Genomic DNA, 17,773 nt, shown 5'->3' with positions numbered 1-17,773 from the left:
AAAATCATCTGGGTTTTGCGTAGTTTTCCACTGTTTTTCGTCCTTGTAAATGGTTAACTTGTCACCATTGCAGAAATGGAGTGACGAACATGCAGGTTGACTGGTTAATCAAAAATGTGACCGTTATCGACGGTAGCGGCGGCCCTGAATTTCGCGGTGACGTGGCAATAACAGGTGATCGGATTGTCGATATTGCCCCTGCGCTTAACGTTACGGCGCAGCAGGTCATTGACGGGGAAGGGCGGGTGCTGGCACCAGGGTTTATCGACGTTCATACCCATGACGATATCAACGTTATTCGCATCCCGGGATATCTGCCAAAGATCAGCCAGGGGATCACTACGGTGATTGTCGGTAACTGCGGGATTAGTGCGGCGTCGGCGAAAATGAAAGGTGAAGTTCCTGACCCGATGAATCTGTTGGGGGAAGCAGAGCACTTTATTTATCCTACCGTTGAAAGCTATGCCCAGGCAGTGGAAGCAGCCAGGCCGTCACTGAACGTTGGCACGCTGATTGGTCATACGGCGCTGCGTAATAACCATATGGACGACCTGTTTCGCCCGGCGACGGTGGATGAAATTGCCGCTATGCGTGCCGACTTACGTCTGGCGTTGAGTCAGGGGGCGCTGGGGTTAAGTTCCGGGCTGGCCTATGCAACGGCATTTCAGGCGACTACCGAAGAAGTCATGGCGCTGGCGGAAGAATTAGCCGGTGAGAAGGGCGTTTATACCACCCATCTGCGTTCTGAATTTGAACCGATTCTCGATGCCCTGGATGAGGCGTTTCGTATTGGGCGTCATGGCAAAGTGCCTGTCGTGGTTTCCCACCATAAATGCGCCGGGGCGAAAAACTGGGGGCGGACAAAAGAAACGTTGGCCTTTTTTGACCAAATGCGTCAACACCAGGAAATTGGCTGCGATGTCTACCCTTACTCAGCCAGCTCTTCAACGCTGGATCTCAAACAAGTCACCGACGAATTCGATATTGTGATCACCTGGTCACAAACACATCCGCAGCAGGCCGGGAAAACACTGGCGCAAATCGCCATCGACTGGCAGATGAGTATGCTGGAGGCCGCGAAGCTGCTAATGCCTGCCGGGGCTATCTATTACAACATGGACGAGCGCGACGTCCGCAGAGTGTTGAGTTATCCGGTCAGTATGATTGGCTCTGACGGACTGCCCAATGATCCCATGCCGCATCCGCGTTTATGGGGCACCTTCCCTCGCGTGCTGGGCCACTATTGCCGTGATGAAGGCTTATTCCCACTGACCACGGCTATCCACAAAATGACCGGGCTTTCTGCCAGCCGTTTTCGCCTGCCCCAGCGTGGACTGGTGAAAGTCGGTTATTTTGCGGACCTGGTGTTGTTCGATCCACAAACCATTCGTGATGTTGCCAGCTTTTCTGATCCCAAACGCCCGGCAGATGGCATTGAGGCGGTGATGGTGAACGGCGTTATGAGCTATGGTCGCGATAAACACATTACAGGCCGTGCGGGACGCTTCCTGCGCCGCCAGACCTCACATTAAGGAGTGAATATGAGTATTAAACGTTACGGTACGGAAGGTGGAACAGGCACTGGCGGGCAGCATTTGCCGTTTGCCAGGGCGGTTGAGGCGGGCGGCTGGCTGTACGTCTCCGGGCAAACACCCATGAAAAACGGTGAAGTGGTAGAAGGCGGAATCGTTGAACAGTCACGACTGGCGATTCAAAACTGTGTCGACATCATGACTGAAGCCGGTTATAGCCTGGCGGATGTGGTTCACGTGAAAGTGATCCTGACCGACGCCCGCTATTTCCAGTCATTTAATAAAGTATTCAGAGAATTTTTTGGCGAGAATCCACCTGCACGTATTTGTTGTGTGGCTGATCTGGTTGTCGATTGTAAAGTCGAAGTCGATGTGACCTGTTATAACGCGACCCGCTAATAAATTTAAGAATTAAAAAAACAGACCGCAATTGAGTGCTGAATACATTCAGCACTCCGGGAACTCTTACATTAATTTCTCTCTACTGGCAGGATGTGAATTATGAACAGTCATATCTTTTTAGTCGGCTTTATTATTTATGCCATCGCCATGATTTGGCTTGGTTGGTTTGTTTCTCGTAATCAGAAAAGCGGAGAAGATTTTCTGCTGGGCGGGCGTTCGCTGCCGCTGTTTCTGACGCTGGGGTCAACCGTTGCCACGATGGTTGGCACGGGTTCCAGTATGGGCGCAGTGGGCTTTGGCTACAGCAATGGCTGGGCCGGAATGCTTTATGGCGTCGGTGGGGCCGTAGGTATATTACTGGTGGCGTGGCTGTTTGCACCGGTACGTAAATTACGATTTATGACCATGAGTGAAGAAATATCTTATTATACTGGCGGCAGCCATTTAATTAAAAATATTGTCGGCCTGATGATATTTATTGCCTCTATTGGCTGGCTGGGGGCGCATATATTAGGTGGAAGTATGTATCTTGCCTGGGCAACAGGTATTGATCTTACGGTGGCAAAATTAATTATTGCCTTAGCTTTTGCGATTTACGTTATTATCGGCGGTTATTCGGCGGTAGTGTGGACAGATACTATTCAGGCCCTAATTCTGTTCTTTGGCTTTATATTAATGGCTATTCTTGCCGTTGTTCACGTTGGCGGCTGGAGTGCGATTGAGCAGGCGATGGACCCAAAAGCGATGAGCCTGTTTGCGATTGATAAAATGGGCGTGCTGCCTGCGCTTTCGCTGGCACTGGTTATTGGCGTAGGTGTGCTGGCAACACCGTCTTATCGCCAGCGTATTTACTCGGGTAAAGATGTTCCCTCTGTACGCCGTTCGTTTGTTATTACTGGGGTGTTATATCTGTTCTTCTCGATTTTGCCTGCCATTATCGGCATGGCGGCGTTCACCATGAACCCAAATCTGGAAAACAGCAACTACGCCTTCTTGTTCGCGACCAGTTTCTTACCTGCCATTCTTGGGCTGGTGGTGCTGATTGCCGGGCTTTCAGCCACCATGTCTTCCGCCAGCTCCGATGCCATCGCGGCGGTGGCGATTATGATGCGCGACGTCTACACCATGATTACCGGCAGAATGCCGCCGGAGGACAAGGCCATTACTTACTCACGCTGGATGTTGACCTTTGTTATTGGCCTGGCGCTGGTCTTTGCTCTGACCTCTAATGACATCATCAGCTACATTACCAAAATGATTTCGATGCTGATGTCCGGGCTGTTTATCTGCTCGATTCTCGGTCGCTTCTGGCTACGCTTTAACTGGCAGGGCGCGCTGGCGGCGTTAGTGAGCGGTATGGTGATGTCAATTGTGGTGCTGATGAATGCCGACTGGCTGGCTTACTGGGGTAACCCGTGTATTCCGTCAGTGCTGGGCAGCCTGGTCGCTGGCGTACTGGTGACGTTGGTAACGCCAGCAAGTCAGGTCAGCCGGGAAGAAGCTTTGGCGATTATCACCAATGAGCGTGAAAACCAGAGTGTCGTGATCACCAAACCTGAAGAAGCATAACCGACAATGCTAATCGCCAAGTGGCTGGCGGTTAGCGCCCCCACGGTGGCTGTCTAACACGAGTTTTATCCGCCGCAGGCGATCTTTCGCCTGCGCTTTATTTGCCATTGCCAGTTCTGTTGCCAGTACATCGACCATGGCTAACATCGCGTAGCGGGAAGGGGTGGGCTTAAAGATGTAATCACTTTCCTGAACCAGTAACGGCAATACCAGATCCACCTGTTCCGCCAGCGGTGTTTGTGCTGGCGTAATGGCAATAACACGCGCGCCATACTGACGGGCGATTGCCGCACTTTCGATGATTTCCGGTGTATAACCGCCCAGCGAAAGCACAATCACCACATCCTGCGGCATGACTGCCGAGCACATCATTCTCATCATCAGGGCATCATTCTGACTGACCACCGGTAGCCCCAGACGGAATAAACGGTACTGAATCTCCTGTGAACAGATAGTGGAACCGCCGCCAGTTCCTAACGCAAGAATTTGCCGCGCCTGACTTAACCAGCTTACAGCCTGGCTGATGGCATTCATATCCAGCGAACGACGATGCGTCTCCAGCACGCTAATAATCGCTTCGTAGATCCCCTGAACACCGTCAAGATCCGGTACATCGAGAATAAACCGCTGCCCGACAGCCAGTGACTGCGCCAGTTTGACTTTCAACTCGCGGACATCTTTGCACCCCAGTGCACGGGCAAAACGCGTCACCGACGCCTGACTGGTTTGCGTTAACCGTGCCAGCTCAGCAATTGGCAACTCTACTGCGGCAGAGACGTCATCAAGAATAAATTGTGCGATACGCTTTTCAGTGGCTGTTAACGCCATAAACCGTTCGGTAATGCAGGAGATGATATCGATGCTATAAGCCATAGGAGTATCACTGGTTCGAAGAAGATTGATACTTTGTACCATAAACTGCCGCTATAGAGTGTGACCCTCACAAAAAACGCAAGTTTGCTGCAACAAAAGCAGTGCCGACGCTTTTCCACAGCATAAAGTTTTCCACCACCAGGCCGACAACCAGTGTATCTGTCTAGTGGAAAGAGAAACCATGTTAAAACGTATCAAGATCGTGACCAGCTTACTGCTGGTTTTGGCCGTTTTTGGCCTTTTACAACTGACATCAGGCGGTCTGTTCTTTAATGCCTTAAAGAATGACAAAGAAAATTTCACTGTTTTACAAACCATTCGCCAGCAGCAATCCACGCTGAATGGCAGCTGGGTCGCGTTGTTGCAGACGCGTAACACCCTCAACCGCGCGGGTATCCGCTACATGATGGATCAGAATAATATTGGTAGCGGTTCAACCGTTGCTGAGCTGATGCAGAGTGCCAGTATTTCGCTGAAACAGGCGGAAAAAAACTGGGCGGATTACGAAGCGTTGCCGCGTGACCCGCGTCAGAGCACCGCCGCAGCGGCAGAGATCAAACGTAATTACGATATTTATCACAATGCGCTGGCGGAGCTGATCCAACTGTTAGGTGCAGGCAAAATCAACGAGTTCTTTGATCAGCCGACCCAGGGATATCAGGACGGTTTCGAGAAGCAGTATGTGGCTTACATGGAGCAAAACGATCGGCTCTATGATATCGCCGTCAGCGATAACAATGCCTCCTACAGCCAGGCGATGTGGATTCTGGTGGGCGTGATGATCGTCGTACTGGCGGTCATCTTCGCCGTCTGGTTCGGTATTAAAGCCTCGTTGGTAGCGCCAATGAATCGCCTGATTGACAGCATTCGTCATATTGCAGGCGGCGATCTGGTGAAACCGATTGAGGTGGATGGCTCTAATGAGATGGGGCAACTGGCTGAGAGTTTGCGCCATATGCAGGGAGAGCTGATGCGTACCGTCGGTGATGTGCGCAACGGGGCCAATGCCATCTATAGCGGTGCCAGCGAAATCGCTACCGGCAATAACGATCTCTCTTCGCGCACCGAGCAACAGGCCGCTTCGCTGGAAGAGACGGCAGCCAGCATGGAGCAACTGACCGCAACGGTGAAGCAGAACGCCGAAAATGCGCGCCAGGCCAGCCACCTGGCGTTAAGTGCTTCTGAAACGGCGCAACGCGGCGGCAAAGTGGTAGATAACGTGGTGCAGACTATGCGCGATATCTCCACCAGTTCGCAGAAAATCGCCGATATTATCAGCGTAATTGACGGCATTGCCTTCCAGACCAATATTCTCGCTTTGAACGCGGCGGTTGAAGCAGCGCGCGCGGGTGAGCAAGGGCGCGGTTTTGCGGTGGTCGCGGGTGAAGTGCGTAATCTGGCCCAGCGCAGCGCTCAGGCGGCTCGTGAAATTAAAAGCCTGATTGAAGACTCGGTGGGCAAAGTGGATGTTGGCTCTACGCTGGTCGAAAGCGCCGGGGAAACCATGGCAGAGATTGTCAGCGCTGTGACCCGCGTGACGGACATTATGGGCGAAATTGCTTCGGCTTCTGATGAGCAGAGCCGTGGTATCGATCAGGTTGGCTTAGCAGTAGCTGAGATGGACAGAGTAACCCAACAGAACGCTGCGCTGGTGGAAGAATCTGCCGCCGCCGCCGCCGCGCTGGAAGAGCAGGCCAGTCGCCTGACCGAAGCAGTGGCAGTGTTCCGGATTCAGCAACAGCAGCAACAGCAGCGTGAAGCATCGGCTGTGGCAAAAACCGTGACGCCAGTTGCGCCGCGTAAAATGGCCGTGGCAGATAGCGGGGAGAACTGGGAAACGTTTTAATCGCCATAAAAATGCCCGATAAGCAAAATGTTATCGGGCATAGGGAGATTAATCTTTACGCGGGTCGTTGATCGGCTGACGAACCAGGAAGATGTACGCCAGTGCCCCCGCTGCGGTGACGCAACCGCAGATGATTAGTGCCAGACGGAATGAGTGGGTGGTATCAACAATAAAACCAGTAATGATCGGCGCAAAAGAGGCGCAGATGAAGCTGGCAAAGTTCTGGATACTGCCCACCGACGCAGTCATGCGAGAAGCTACTGCGACGTGGATCAATCCCCAGCAGGATGTTCCGGCAAAGTGAATACAAAACAGTGCCATGCCAATCAGCAGAACCGCCGTCATGGATGTTGTCGCTTGCGGTACGACCAGCGTAAAGGCGGCAGAACAGAACATCCCGGCAATAATGCAGATCTTACGGCTTTTAATCGGAGCCATTCCCCCTTTGACCAGCCAGTCAGTAACGTAACCGTTGACCAGCATCCCGGCAGCCCCAAACAGGAAAGGGATAGCCGCCATCAACCCTGTGCTTTTTAAATCCAGGTTATAGGCTGTTTGCAGGTAACCAGGAAGCCAGGCCAGATACAGCCACGCAGTGTAGTTGATGCCACTGAATCCGAGCATCATTCCCCACATTGTGCGGTTACGGAACAGGCTGCGCCATTCGGCAAAACTGAGCGGATCTCGGCGGGCATTCACGCTACCAGCATTGAGGTAAGCTTGTTCAACGGCAGTCAGTTCTACGTGCTCGCGGTTGCGATAGAGCATATACCAGCCAATGGCGAGAAAAATCCCCAGCACACCAATGGTAATAAACATCCCACGCCAGCCCATCACCAGCATCATCGCCGCCAGAATCGGTGGGCTTACGGCAACGCCAATGGTAGAAGCTGCGTTGAAGAAGCCCATCGGGCGTCCGCGCTCTTTGATGTTGAACCAGTCGTTAATGACTTTTACACCGCATGGGTTCATCGGCGCTTCACCAATCCCCATACCGATACGCACCAACACGAACTGCGTAAAGCTGTGCACCATGCCAGACATTGCCTGGAACAGTGACCAGAAGAACATCCCGAGTCCCAGCATCAGGCGCGGGCCTTTACGATCCAATAGTGGGCCGCAAGGAAGTTGCGCAATCCCGTAAGCGAGTGAAAACACGGAGAGCAAAGCGCCAATTTCGGTGGCACTTAATCCCAATTCTTCACGAATCGTTAAATTTGCTACCGACAGCGAACTGCGATCGAGATAATTGATTACCGCCGCAAAAAATAATAACAACATGGCGGTGGTTTGAATACGTTTAATTCGGGTACTGCGTTGAACTAATCCATCTGGTGGCACGGGAATATCTGCCGACGAAGATGGAGTAAATGAAGAACGCGGATCGAGGGTGATATTTTCTTTTTCCACGCCGGACTCCTGTATTTATAATTTTAATTGTTTACGTAATTGTGCATTACGCAAGGTTGACATTAACGGCAGGTTAAAGTTTTAGGACTTTACTACCGCTCACAAAAACATTTTTAGTCGACTGATTGTGAGCATAGGTAAGCGGGAATTTCCCGGTATTTATCTTTTGATAAAACCGTGCACCCGCTAATAGTTTGCTGTTTTTAATCCGTACTTAATGAGCATAACGCGTGTTCTCATTAATGGATCGAATCATTGATTGTTTAGCTGAATTCAAATGGTTACGGAGCGCAAGGGTGGCATCCAGGTCACTGCGGCAAATCAGAGCGCTGAGAATGGTCATATGCTCATCGACGGCAATGATATTGCGCTGTTTAAGATCGCTTTCGTCCCATTGATAGTGAAAATGAAAGATGACTGAGATGATCTCAAGCGATTGATCAAAAAAGATATTGTCGGCAGCTGAAAGCAGTAAGGAGTGAAAATCTCTGTCAAGTTGCGAGAACATGCGGAAGCTATTGCCGATGTTGTCACGCAGTAGCCGATGACGTTCGAGCATGGTTTTCGCCTGCAGCCAGCGGGGATCGTGATCAGGCAGGTTGAGAAAGTGCTGAAGTGAATGTGTTTCGAGCATTTCGCGTAGCTCAAACAGCTGCTCAGCGTAGGATTGATCGAATTGCTTCATGCTCCACTGGCCGCGCTTTTCGCTTTGAATAAGATTATAACGGCCGAATTTTAAAAGATATTCTCTTACTACAACCGGGCTGACACCCGCGGCCCGCGCCAGTTGCAGTTCAGAAAAAGTTTCCCCAGGGCGTAACTGGCGCTGGTTTATCATCGTGAAAAAAGCCTGCTCAAACACTTTGTTTTGTTCACTCATTGAAGCGGTAGTACAGGCGAAACCGTCATCATGGTCAGGTTTACGCGCAATAACATAGTCGTTTCCAACCTGCGTTAAGACGCCGCATTCGCGTAAGTGGCTGAGAATATGACGCACTGTAGTGCGGCTGATGTTGTACATTTCCGCCAGCGCACTTTGCGATGGAAGTGGGGAAGGGATATGACCCCGCGCCATATCATCAATGACCTGGTTAATCACATTGTGGCGTAAATTTTGTGAACGACTCATATTTTCCTCCTTGTGAGTCCATTAAAACCCGATTTAAAACATTTTTATGCGTGTGTTTTCACAAAACAGATTTTCCGTTCCGCTGCCATTTTTCATTTTCATTGATATCTAAGGCAACAAAAAATGGAGAGCCGAATCATGTCTACGATGAATGTTTTAATTTGCCAGCAGCCGAAAGAATTAGTCTGGAAACAACGCGAGATACCTATTCCGGGTGACAATGAAGCATTAATAAAAATTAAGTCTGTCGGGATTTGCGGTACCGATATTCATGCCTGGGGTGGAAATCAACCATTTTTTAGTTATCCACGTGTTTTAGGCCATGAAATATGTGGGGAGATTGTTGGGCTGGGTAAAAATATTGCTGATCTTAAAAATGGTCAGCAAGTTGCTGTGATCCCTTATGTTGCCTGTCAGCAATGCCCTGCATGTAAAAGCGGTCGTACCAATTGCTGTGAAAAAATTTCAGTTATTGGCGTGCATCAGGATGGTGGTTTTAGTGAGTATTTGAGCGTGCCGGTGGCGAACATTTTGCCCGCAGACGGTATTGACCCGCAGGCGGCAGCATTGATTGAACCTTTCGCTATTAGCGCTCATGCGGTGCGTCGCGCAGCCATTGCTCCCGGCGAGCAGGTGCTGGTGGTCGGGGCGGGGCCAATCGGTCTGGGCGCGGCGGCAATCGCTAAAGCCGATGGCGCACAGGTGGTAGTGGCGGATACCAGTCCGGCGCGCCGTGAACATGTGGCAACGCGTCTGGAATTACCTGTACTGGACCCGTCAGCCGAAGATTTTGACGCGCAGCTGCGGGCGCAGTTTGGTGGTTCGCTGGCGCAGAAAGTGATCGACGCGACAGGTAATCAACATGCGATGAATAACACCGTAAATCTGATTCGTCACGGCGGCACGGTGGTATTTGTCGGTCTGTTTAAAGGTGAGTTGCAGTTCTCCGATCCGGAATTCCATAAAAAAGAAACGACGATGATGGGCAGCCGCAACGCCACGCCGGAAGATTTCGCTAAAGTCGGTCGACTGATGGCGGAAGGGAAAATCACTGCCGACATGATGTTAACCCATCGCTACCCGTTCGCCACGCTGGCAGAAACCTACGAGCGTAATGTGATTAACAATCGTGAGTTGATTAAGGGTGTAATTACTTTCTGATAAGGCGAGATTATTAAAGTTGCCATGCAGCGTCCGGGGAAGTGTTGGGCGCTGTTTTTTTTGTTTCTTAATAGTGTGTTGTAAGCCGGAGAAGGCGTGTAGGCCGCACCTGATGCGACCTACAAATCAGTCAGGAATTACCCTTCACGTTCTACCACTTTAATCTCCACCATGCCGATCCCGAGCTTACGCGGCGAGTGTCCGAGGATATTCCCTTCGTTGGTTGAGACAGGTTCCGGCGGCACAATTACCAGCGTGTCGGCATCGGTTGGGTTATCGAAATGCAGCGTGGTGGTGGTCACTTCATTGCCCAGCACAAGAGTTTGTTCTTCATTGCCTACGCGTACCGGAATAGGACGGCTGGCGTTATTGCCGTATGCTTTGGCGGTAATCACCAGGTCAAATTTCTTCGGCAGCGGATGCTTGTACTCGATTTTTACTTCATCGCCCAGCTGAGCGTTGGACCAGCGGCCCCACGACTCCGGACGAGAAATCCCGCTAAACTGTTTCACCTCTTCCGGCGCACCGGCGACGTTAAAGATGAAACTGTCGGCTTTGTAGCGAATATCGTTATCAACAATCTTCAGCGTATCGACATTGCCTTTGTAACGCGCCATGTCGATGACCGTATCTTTAAATGCCGTTTTGCCCTTCCATGTTGTTTTGTCAACATGCTGGACAATTTGCTGACCGCCAAGCTGCCCTTGCGAGACACACCAGTCGGTGGAAAGTGCCAGTTCCGGAGCCCAGAGTTGTGCCATCTTATAGCAACGGTCAACCCAGACGAAATTGTCGCGTGGAGCGAAATCGGCCAGCTGGAAACGCAGCGGTGCTGAGTATTCGCTTTCCGGCAGCGGTTCCACGCGTTTGTCTGAAACCCGCAACAGCAGCGGCAAACGGAAATGGCTACCCGAGAAGGCAATCATGTTTTTCTGCTGGTCGATGGTGAACTCTTTCATCTCTTTAGGAAATTTCCACAGGCGGATGATATCCGGCTTCCACGCCAATGTTTTCTCTTTGATATTGAGGAAGATTTCCGACATCGACTGCCCGGATAAACTGCTACGACCAAGTCCGAGATAGTTATCGCCACCGAGAATGTCCAGCACCGTCGCGCCGTTATCCATCGTGTTACGCTTCACCGCCAGCGTCTCTTGCTGCGGCTTGTCGCCACGGATGACAAAAAACAGGTTATTGCGATCCTGTTTATTGAGGTATTTCCACGCCGTGTTGTTCATCGCTAAATGGTCAGAAGAGACGACGATGACGGTATCTTTAAACCACGGTGACGCTTTGATTTTGTTGATAAACGTCGCGATGTTCTCCTGGCTGCAACTTACCGCGCTGAATGACTGATTCGGCTTACCGTCAAAATCATATTTTTTGCGGTTACAGGTGCGCGAGATAAAACCATCCGGGTGATGGGTATCGACCGTCAGGGTAAACAGTGAGAATCGCTGACCTGAGCGGGAAAGCTCTTCAAACTTTTTCCACGCTTCGTCGAGAACGGTATCGTCGTAGAATCCCCAGTCGTTGCGATAGTGCGGGTCGGCCACCACGCTTTTCAGCTCTTCTGAGCCGTATAAGTGGTCGAAGCCGTGCGATTTCAGGAACACATCTTTACCGGCAAAACGCAGATTCGCGCCCTGCACGAAATAGTTCTGATAACCCGAGTTTTTCAGAATATCGCCCAGACAGATGTTCTGCGGGAAGAAGCTGGAGACAGAGGCGGAGGCGTTGCCTTCAAAGGGGGCAAACAGCGGTATGCCGCACTGAGAAGCCACCATGCCCGCAATCGTGTAATCCGTTCCTGGCAGCTGCTGCGTGTGGCTGAAATCCAGGCCTTCATTTTTCAACGCGCCCAGTTCAGGCGTGAGATCCGGGAAAGCTTCGTTATCAAAATAGGTTCGCTCGAGACTTTCGCCGTAGATATAAACCAGGTTGAGTTTCGGGTCAGGGATAGTTTTCGACGGCTCTTTATAATAAGCCGCAAAGTCCGGGTCGCCGTCGCGTGACTGGGATTTCACCAGTTCCGTTATCTGACGAAATGCCGGGCTGGCATCCACTGAACCCAGCGCCAGTAAGAGTGCCAGCAGGCTGTAACCAAAATGGTGCGGATGATGACGACGACGGCGCAGGATCCAGCCCAGCGCACCGAACACCGCTGTCAGCCCCAGCACAATGCCGATACCCGGCAGAATGTATTTGCTGACGCCAGCACCGGTCAGGCTGTTGGTTAAGGTATAGAGAACCGCGTCGTTAATACCATCGCCAGTAAAATAGTCGCTGGCAAACAGGGTGATATTTAAAACGACAAATAGCCCCAGCACCGTTAACGTGGCTGCAAACCACCAGGTGTTACGTCCCGCTTTCCATGCGTAAATCAGCACAGAGGCGAGAAAAAGGGCGAAAGAGAGTAGTTCTGACAACGGGCGATCCTCACTAAACCGGGCCGTTTAGCCAACGTTTAAGCTTTTTGAAAAGCACAATGTAATGGCGTCGCCATATTGCTGCAATTCTAGTGTCAAAAAAATGCGATGTTGTTAGGAATTAGTTTATAAACAGACTTTTTTGATTACGGTCGCTTCCCGTGTAACAGGGGTAAAACCGTCCAGGAGCAGGGAAAAGGGCAGGAGAGAGCCGCGTCAGCCGGGTAACAGCTAAAACGCGGCGTTTCGCGGTTCAGGAAATGAAGTTCAGCCCCTGCTTTAACACCAGATCGCAGGCTTTGGTTTTCACCTTTTCTGCCAGCGGAGTCGTTCCAATATTATCCAGATTGAGTTGCTGACCATCTTTGGTTTTCAGCAAACCCTGAATGCCATCCAGATAGTTGGTGTCTTCTTTTTGCTCTTCACTGTTCAGGCCCAGTTTTTCCAGTACCTGATTCTTGATGTTTTCGGCATCGGTTACCGAAGCCAACTTCTGCTTCGCGCAGTATTGCAGTATGCCTGCGGCATTGTTCATGTTATCTGCGCTTAAGGCCTGGTTCCCGCTGCTAAGCAAGCTAGTTAATGACGCGAGCGACCAACCGCCTTCCTGTGTCGTGCTGTTTTGGTTGCCAAGTTCGCTGGCTGCGCTGGAGAGCGCATCTTTCCAGGACGCAGCATGCACCCCGGTGGAAATTAATGCGCTGGCGGCAATGGCACAGCACAGAAGATGTTTAACAGTTTTCATCATCATTACTCAAGGTGGAATTGTGTCGCAGTATACCGCCAGAAACGGGGATTAATACTCTTTACCCGTTACCCGGCTACGGTAGCTATCCCAGTTGAAGATCACCCACAAACTGTTACCCAGGCGCATACGGTCCATCACGCGTTCGCCCAGCAACTTGGTCATCTCTTCCATATTACTGTTGGTCAGCATCCCGGTTGGGCGTTTGGAAGAAGAGCGGCGATCGACGATCTGGTTGATGATCACTTTTTCGTATTTCGATTCGGTCTGCACGCCGATCTCATCGATCACCAGCAGATCAACGTTGCTCAGATCGTTAAGCAGTTGTTCTTCGCTGGTACCACTATTCCTGAAGGTATCTTTCATCGCCGACATAATATCGGCCACGGTGATGATCAATACGGATTTACCGCGTAGCAGCAGCTCGTTGCAGATTGCCGCCGCCAGATGGTTTTTGCCGGTTCCGGGCTTGCCAGAAAAGATGAAGCTGGCGATGTTGCCGTCAAACTCTTCGACATACTGGCGCGCTTTGCTTAACGCATTCATCTGCCCTTCACACTCAACGCGATAGTTCTCAAAGGAGCAGTTCTGATGCAGTGGACGAATACCGGAGCGGTTAAAGGTGCGCTGCATTTTCATCGCCCGATTTTCACGTTCGAGAGCGGCGGAGCGGATCGCTCCTTGTTCTTTCTGCCAGGCCAGTAGTTCTTCACCCGTTTTGAACGCAGGTTTGATATGGGCAGGCATCATTTTTTGCAGGCGTTGCATCAGGTCGCCAACGTTTTTCATCGTTACCCTCTGAATCCTGGTGGAATTTGGCTGTCAGGTTCACTGACCGTATTCACATCTCGTTTCGGCAGTCCGCCGTTGCTGGCACGACCGATTTGCAGGCTGCGCGCCAGTTTTTGTTGCCACTGCACATGGTGAAAGACTTTACCTTCCGCCTGCCAGTAGGCAATGAATGAGGCCAGTTCTTCGGTGGTCACCGGCTCTCTTAGTGCCACGCCCCATAGCGCCGCCAGGCGGATAAAGTCGGCATCGGGTTGCCAGTCCGGATACATGGCAAATTTCCCCATGGGTACAGCAACGGGAGCGGCTTGCGGTTCCTGATAGAGTTGATCGTCCAGAGCGACATCGCTTCCCGGACGCGCCAGCTTTTCTTCCAGCGCCAGCAGTTCAGCCAGGCGTGCAGGCGTGACGGCATAAAACGCCGGGGCATTGTTAGCAAATACGGCAACCACACCGCCTTCAGCTTTTGCCAGAACGGTTTGGTGATCGTGTACCAGGGCGTCAATACCAACGACGTCCGGGGTCAAAACTCTGGAAGACATACTGTTTCTCAAATATGGAACGATGAACGAGAAGGGAGATAACTTTTATAGTAACACACGGAGGAGAGGAGGCTGTCTCTCATCCGCGTGCTTTAAGTGAGGCAATTTTATACGCGAGGGCGCTTGCGGTACAACCATAATCCAGGAATGGAAAGACCGATGGATAACGCACCAACAATCGATGAAGCTGTAAGAAAGTTGGTTAACAGGGTAATCATCAACGGTTCGCTGTAACCTAGCTGGCTGATTTTTACCGCCGAAATCATTGCGGTATAAGCTGATATGCCAGGGAACATAGGGATAACAGCCGCTACGGTAAACACTTTCGGATGTGCCAGATACCAGCGCGACCATTGAATACCAATGGTGCCGACCAGCATAGAAGCCATAAAAGTTGACCACTCAATATTCAACCCGCTGGTCATTAAGATCATTCGGGAACCATGACCTATCGAGCCAAGCAGCGCACACCAGCGTAACGCCCGCACGGGAACGTTGAACACCATCGCAAAGCCGACCGCAGGAATGGCGGCGAGGATCATATCCTGCGCCAACGCTAACAGAAATTCGATCACACCCATCCGCGTAGCCCCCAAATCGTCAGTGCCATTACTACGCCGACACAGGTAGCCAGTGTCAGCAGACTGGCGATCGCCCAGCGTGCCAGTCCGGTATTGATGTGGCCTTTAAACATATCGGCGACGGCATTTATCAACGGAAAGCCCGGCACCAGCAGCAGAACGCTGGCGGCCATCGCAATGGTGGGGGTATTGCTGAAAGTGGGAAGTTGCAAAAGCAATCCGGAAATGGTGGTGGCGGCGAAAGCGGTGAGGCAAAAGTTGATCTGTGGATGAAGATGACGTTGTGCCAGTAGCTGGCGGATATACATCGCGGCCGTACTGGCAAAGAAGGTGATGACGGCACCATCCCAGCCACCTTTATTGAGTTTACAGAAACAGGCGCAGGAAAGGCCAACCATTAAGGCTACCAGCCATCTTGGGTAACGTAATGGCTGAATTTGGCTAAATCGTTTCTCTACGCCTTTGTAATCCAGCAGATGGTGCTCCGCCAGAATCACAATGTGCTGGACTTCAGTCACCACATGCATATTAATGCCGCGATCGTGATTTTTACGTGTAGATGTCAGGCATTGCCCATCTTTAATAGTTGTCAGCACTATGGCGTTCGAAGAGATAGAACTTTCGACGCTGTCCATTCCCAACGCCCGACCCAGTCGTGAGGAAAGCTCATCAACCAACGCGCTTTCCGCACCATGTTGCAAAAGAAATAATCCACACTGGATACAAAGCCGTGTTACGGCTCGCTGTTGCTCAGTTTGCATAACTCGCCCTTTGTCATAGACGCGCTGCGTATTGTTCAAATTATGAGAATCCATTTGTATCATGAAGCGCGGTTGTTTTGCGGCAGGTTAAGATCAAAATTGCGCTGATTAATCCTGGTTATCGGGAGAAGCTCGGTGTTAAAAAGCGAATTATCTCTCGCCGCAAACAAATTATCGCATGAATATTATCACTATAATGAATTTATTGTTTAGCCCTTACGAATCAGGATAAAAGATAACTGGGCGCGTTTTTTAATTTTAACAAGTTAAAACTATCAGATTTTATTGAATAAATATTGATTGTGTGATTTTGCATTCTGCGGGAAGGGATATCAGTTAATTATAAATTAAGTGAATGAGAATTCTGTTTTTCATTAAGTATTTCTAACAACTTAATGTAGATATTTTAAATGTCTCCAGGCTATTTCACCAGGTTATCATTTGATGCTAACCTTCTGACACATGCAGTGGAGTTGTTGTGCAGCAGGAGTATGCTGATATGAAAGTGAATGCTAAGGATAATTTATTCGCTTAATCTATTAATTTGCTGGAAACATTTAAGGAATGAATATCCTGAATAGACCATCATGATTTTTAGACAGTGGATGTGGAGGAAATATGTTGCCAGGATGCTGCAAAAATGGAATTGTTATCAGTAAAATACCTGTCATGCAAGCAGGGTTAAAAGAGGTCATGAGGACTCACTTCCCTGAATATGAAATAATATCCAGCGCCTCTGCGGAGGACCTTACTTTATTACAATTACGTCGTTCCGGATTAGTCATTGCTGATTTAGCCGGTGAAAGTGAAGATCCACGTTCTGTTTGTGAACATTATTATTCTTTAATCTCGCAATATCGGGAAATTCACTGGGTTTTCATGGTGTCACGCTCCTGGTATTCCCAGGCAGTAGAACTGCTTATGTGCCCTACGGCGACGTTATTGTCTGATGTTGAACCCATTGAGAATCTGGTCAAGACCGTACGTTCCGGCAATACGCACGCAGAGCGTATCAGCGCCATGCTGACCTCTCCGGCAATGACTGAAACTCATGATTTTAGCTATCGCTCCGTCATTCTCACTCTTTCAGAGCGCAAAGTGCTGCGGCTATTAGGTAAAGGATGGGGCATCAACCAGATAGCTTCATTGCTTAAGAAAAGTAATAAAACTATCAGCGCCCAAAAAAACAGTGCGATGCGTCGACTGGCAATTCACAGCAACGCTGAAATGTATGCATGGATAAATAGCGCGCAGGGTGCAAGAGAACTTAACTTGCCTTCTGTTTATGGAGATGCCGCAGAATGGAACACAGCCGAATTAAGAAGAGAAATGTCGCACTCATAGAAAAATGCGTCATGAGCAGTATCGGTATTGAGAGTTTATTCAGAAAGTTTGCGGGTAACCCTTATAAGCTCCATACCTATACCAGTCAGGAGTCATTTCAGGATGCCATGTCGCGGATCTCGTTTGCGGCGGTCATTTTTTCTTTTTCTGCCATGAGAAGTGCGCGCAGAGAGGGATTATCCTGCCTGACTGAACTGGCGATTAAGTTTCCGCGTACCCGGCGTTTAGTTATTGCGGATGATGATATTGAAGCTCGGCTGATTGGTTCATTGTCGCCATCACCGCTGGACGGTGTATTAAGTAAAGCGTCAACGCTGGAGATTTTTCATCAGGAACTCTTTTTGTCATTAAATGGTGTACGTCAGGCGACAGATCGACTGAACAATCAGTGGTACATTAACCAAAGCCGGACGTTAAGCCCGACGGAGAGAGAAATATTGCGCTTTATGTCGCGTGGCTACTCAATGACACAAATTGCCGAGCAGCTTAAACGCAATATCAAAACGATCCGTGCACATAAATTTAATGTGATGTCGAAACTGGGCGTCAGTTCTGATGCAGGGTTGTTGGAGGCCGCAGACATTCTGTTATGTATGCGTCATTGCGAAGCAAGTAACGTGTTGCACCCCTATTAATACGCTTAATGCCGGGTTTACTTCC

At 50.2% G+C, this 17,773-nt stretch carries 16 protein-coding genes; 7 read left to right on the top strand and 9 right to left on the bottom strand.

Features of this window, described 5'->3' with window-relative positions:
• Positions 1 to 89 precede the first annotated feature (89 nt).
• From ACJHX7_RS15405 to ACJHX7_RS15395, 3 genes are all read left to right on the top strand, one after another.
• Positions 90 to 1,532, top strand: a complete 1,443-nt coding sequence (locus tag ACJHX7_RS15405; protein ID WP_094030251.1) for an N-acyl-D-amino-acid deacylase family protein — start codon at positions 90 to 92, stop codon at positions 1,530 to 1,532.
• Between the two features lie 9 nt (positions 1,533 to 1,541).
• Entirely contained in the window at positions 1,542 to 1,931 is a 390-nt protein-coding gene (locus ACJHX7_RS15400) for a RidA family protein (RefSeq protein ID WP_000023754.1), read from the top strand.
• 102 nt (positions 1,932 to 2,033) lie between these two features.
• Complete coding sequence (locus ACJHX7_RS15395; protein ID WP_001084236.1) at positions 2,034 to 3,503, top strand: sodium:solute symporter family protein; 1,470 nt, start codon at positions 2,034 to 2,036, stop codon at positions 3,501 to 3,503.
• A 9-nt stretch (positions 3,504 to 3,512) separates the two neighbouring features.
• On the opposite strand, the gene ACJHX7_RS15390 is transcribed toward ACJHX7_RS15395, so the two are convergent.
• The gene (locus ACJHX7_RS15390; protein WP_000331734.1) at positions 3,513 to 4,376 is read right to left on the bottom strand and encodes a MurR/RpiR family transcriptional regulator; all 864 of its coding nucleotides are present in this window, start codon (positions 4,374 to 4,376) and stop codon (positions 3,513 to 3,515) included.
• A gap of 181 nt (positions 4,377 to 4,557) precedes the next feature.
• On the opposite strand from ACJHX7_RS15390, the gene tsr reads away from it, so the two are divergent.
• A complete protein-coding gene (gene tsr, locus ACJHX7_RS15385; protein ID WP_094030250.1) occupies positions 4,558 to 6,222 on the top strand; it encodes a methyl-accepting chemotaxis protein in 1,665 nt (554 codons plus the stop codon).
• Between the two features lie 48 nt (positions 6,223 to 6,270).
• Here the strand turns inward: tsr and ACJHX7_RS15380 are convergent, their stop codons facing one another.
• The gene (locus ACJHX7_RS15380; RefSeq protein WP_000410144.1) at positions 6,271 to 7,632 is read right to left on the bottom strand and encodes an MFS transporter; all 1,362 of its coding nucleotides are present in this window, start codon (positions 7,630 to 7,632) and stop codon (positions 6,271 to 6,273) included.
• A gap of 214 nt (positions 7,633 to 7,846) precedes the next feature.
• Positions 7,847 to 8,761: a GntR family transcriptional regulator gene (locus ACJHX7_RS15375; protein ID WP_000091572.1), complete on the bottom strand. Its 915-nt coding sequence runs from the start codon at positions 8,759 to 8,761 to the stop codon at positions 7,847 to 7,849.
• A gap of 138 nt (positions 8,762 to 8,899) precedes the next feature.
• Here ACJHX7_RS15375 and lgoD point away from each other — a divergent pair, with 138 nt between their 5' ends.
• Positions 8,900 to 9,922: an L-galactonate oxidoreductase gene (gene lgoD / locus ACJHX7_RS15370; protein WP_000106035.1), complete on the top strand. Its 1,023-nt coding sequence runs from the start codon at positions 8,900 to 8,902 to the stop codon at positions 9,920 to 9,922.
• Positions 9,923 to 10,059: 137 nt separating this feature from the next.
• On the opposite strand, the gene opgB is transcribed toward lgoD, so the two are convergent.
• The 6 genes from opgB to ACJHX7_RS15340 all read right to left on the bottom strand — a co-directional run bounded on the left by opgB (position 10,060) and on the right by ACJHX7_RS15340 (position 15,769).
• Complete coding sequence (opgB, locus tag ACJHX7_RS15365) at positions 10,060 to 12,351, bottom strand: phosphatidylglycerol--membrane-oligosaccharide glycerophosphotransferase (protein ID WP_001292674.1); 2,292 nt, start codon at positions 12,349 to 12,351, stop codon at positions 10,060 to 10,062.
• A gap of 253 nt (positions 12,352 to 12,604) precedes the next feature.
• Positions 12,605 to 13,099: a DUF2501 domain-containing protein YjjA gene (gene yjjA, locus ACJHX7_RS15360; protein ID WP_001361358.1), complete on the bottom strand. Its 495-nt coding sequence runs from the start codon at positions 13,097 to 13,099 to the stop codon at positions 12,605 to 12,607.
• A gap of 48 nt (positions 13,100 to 13,147) precedes the next feature.
• Complete coding sequence (gene dnaC, locus ACJHX7_RS15355; RefSeq protein ID WP_000799911.1) at positions 13,148 to 13,885, bottom strand: DNA replication protein DnaC; 738 nt, start codon at positions 13,883 to 13,885, stop codon at positions 13,148 to 13,150.
• Positions 13,886 to 13,887: 2 nt separating this feature from the next.
• Positions 13,888 to 14,427: a primosomal protein DnaT gene (gene dnaT, locus ACJHX7_RS15350; protein WP_000098818.1), complete on the bottom strand. Its 540-nt coding sequence runs from the start codon at positions 14,425 to 14,427 to the stop codon at positions 13,888 to 13,890.
• Positions 14,428 to 14,534: 107 nt separating this feature from the next.
• Positions 14,535 to 15,008, bottom strand: coding sequence for a threonine/serine exporter (locus ACJHX7_RS15345; RefSeq protein WP_000538191.1), 474 nt, complete (start codon positions 15,006 to 15,008; stop codon positions 14,535 to 14,537).
• A complete protein-coding gene (locus ACJHX7_RS15340; RefSeq protein ID WP_001340933.1) occupies positions 14,999 to 15,769 on the bottom strand; it encodes a threonine/serine exporter ThrE family protein in 771 nt (256 codons plus the stop codon). The genes ACJHX7_RS15345 and ACJHX7_RS15340 overlap by 10 nt, the downstream gene beginning before the upstream one ends.
• A 618-nt stretch (positions 15,770 to 16,387) precedes the next feature.
• On the opposite strand from ACJHX7_RS15340, the gene ACJHX7_RS15335 reads away from it, so the two are divergent.
• Together ACJHX7_RS15335 and bglJ are read left to right on the top strand one after the other, a co-directional pair.
• Positions 16,388 to 17,113 (top strand): helix-turn-helix domain-containing protein, encoded by a 726-nt coding sequence (locus ACJHX7_RS15335; RefSeq protein ID WP_000936635.1) that lies wholly within the window; start codon positions 16,388 to 16,390, stop codon positions 17,111 to 17,113.
• Positions 17,071 to 17,748 carry a DNA-binding transcriptional activator BglJ gene (gene bglJ / locus ACJHX7_RS15330; RefSeq protein ID WP_001361357.1) on the top strand — a complete coding sequence of 226 codons (678 nt, stop codon included), beginning with the start codon at positions 17,071 to 17,073 and terminating at the stop codon, positions 17,746 to 17,748. Before ACJHX7_RS15335 ends, bglJ begins: the two co-directional genes overlap by 43 nt.
• Positions 17,749 to 17,773: the final 25 nt, after the last annotated feature.

Source organism: Escherichia sp. WS1451 (assembly GCF_046487365.1).
Classification (GTDB): Bacteria; Pseudomonadota; Gammaproteobacteria; order Enterobacterales; family Enterobacteriaceae; genus Escherichia; species Escherichia coli.
The sequence above is the reverse complement of the archived record's forward strand: the minus strand, read 5'-3'. Positions and strand labels throughout refer to the sequence as shown.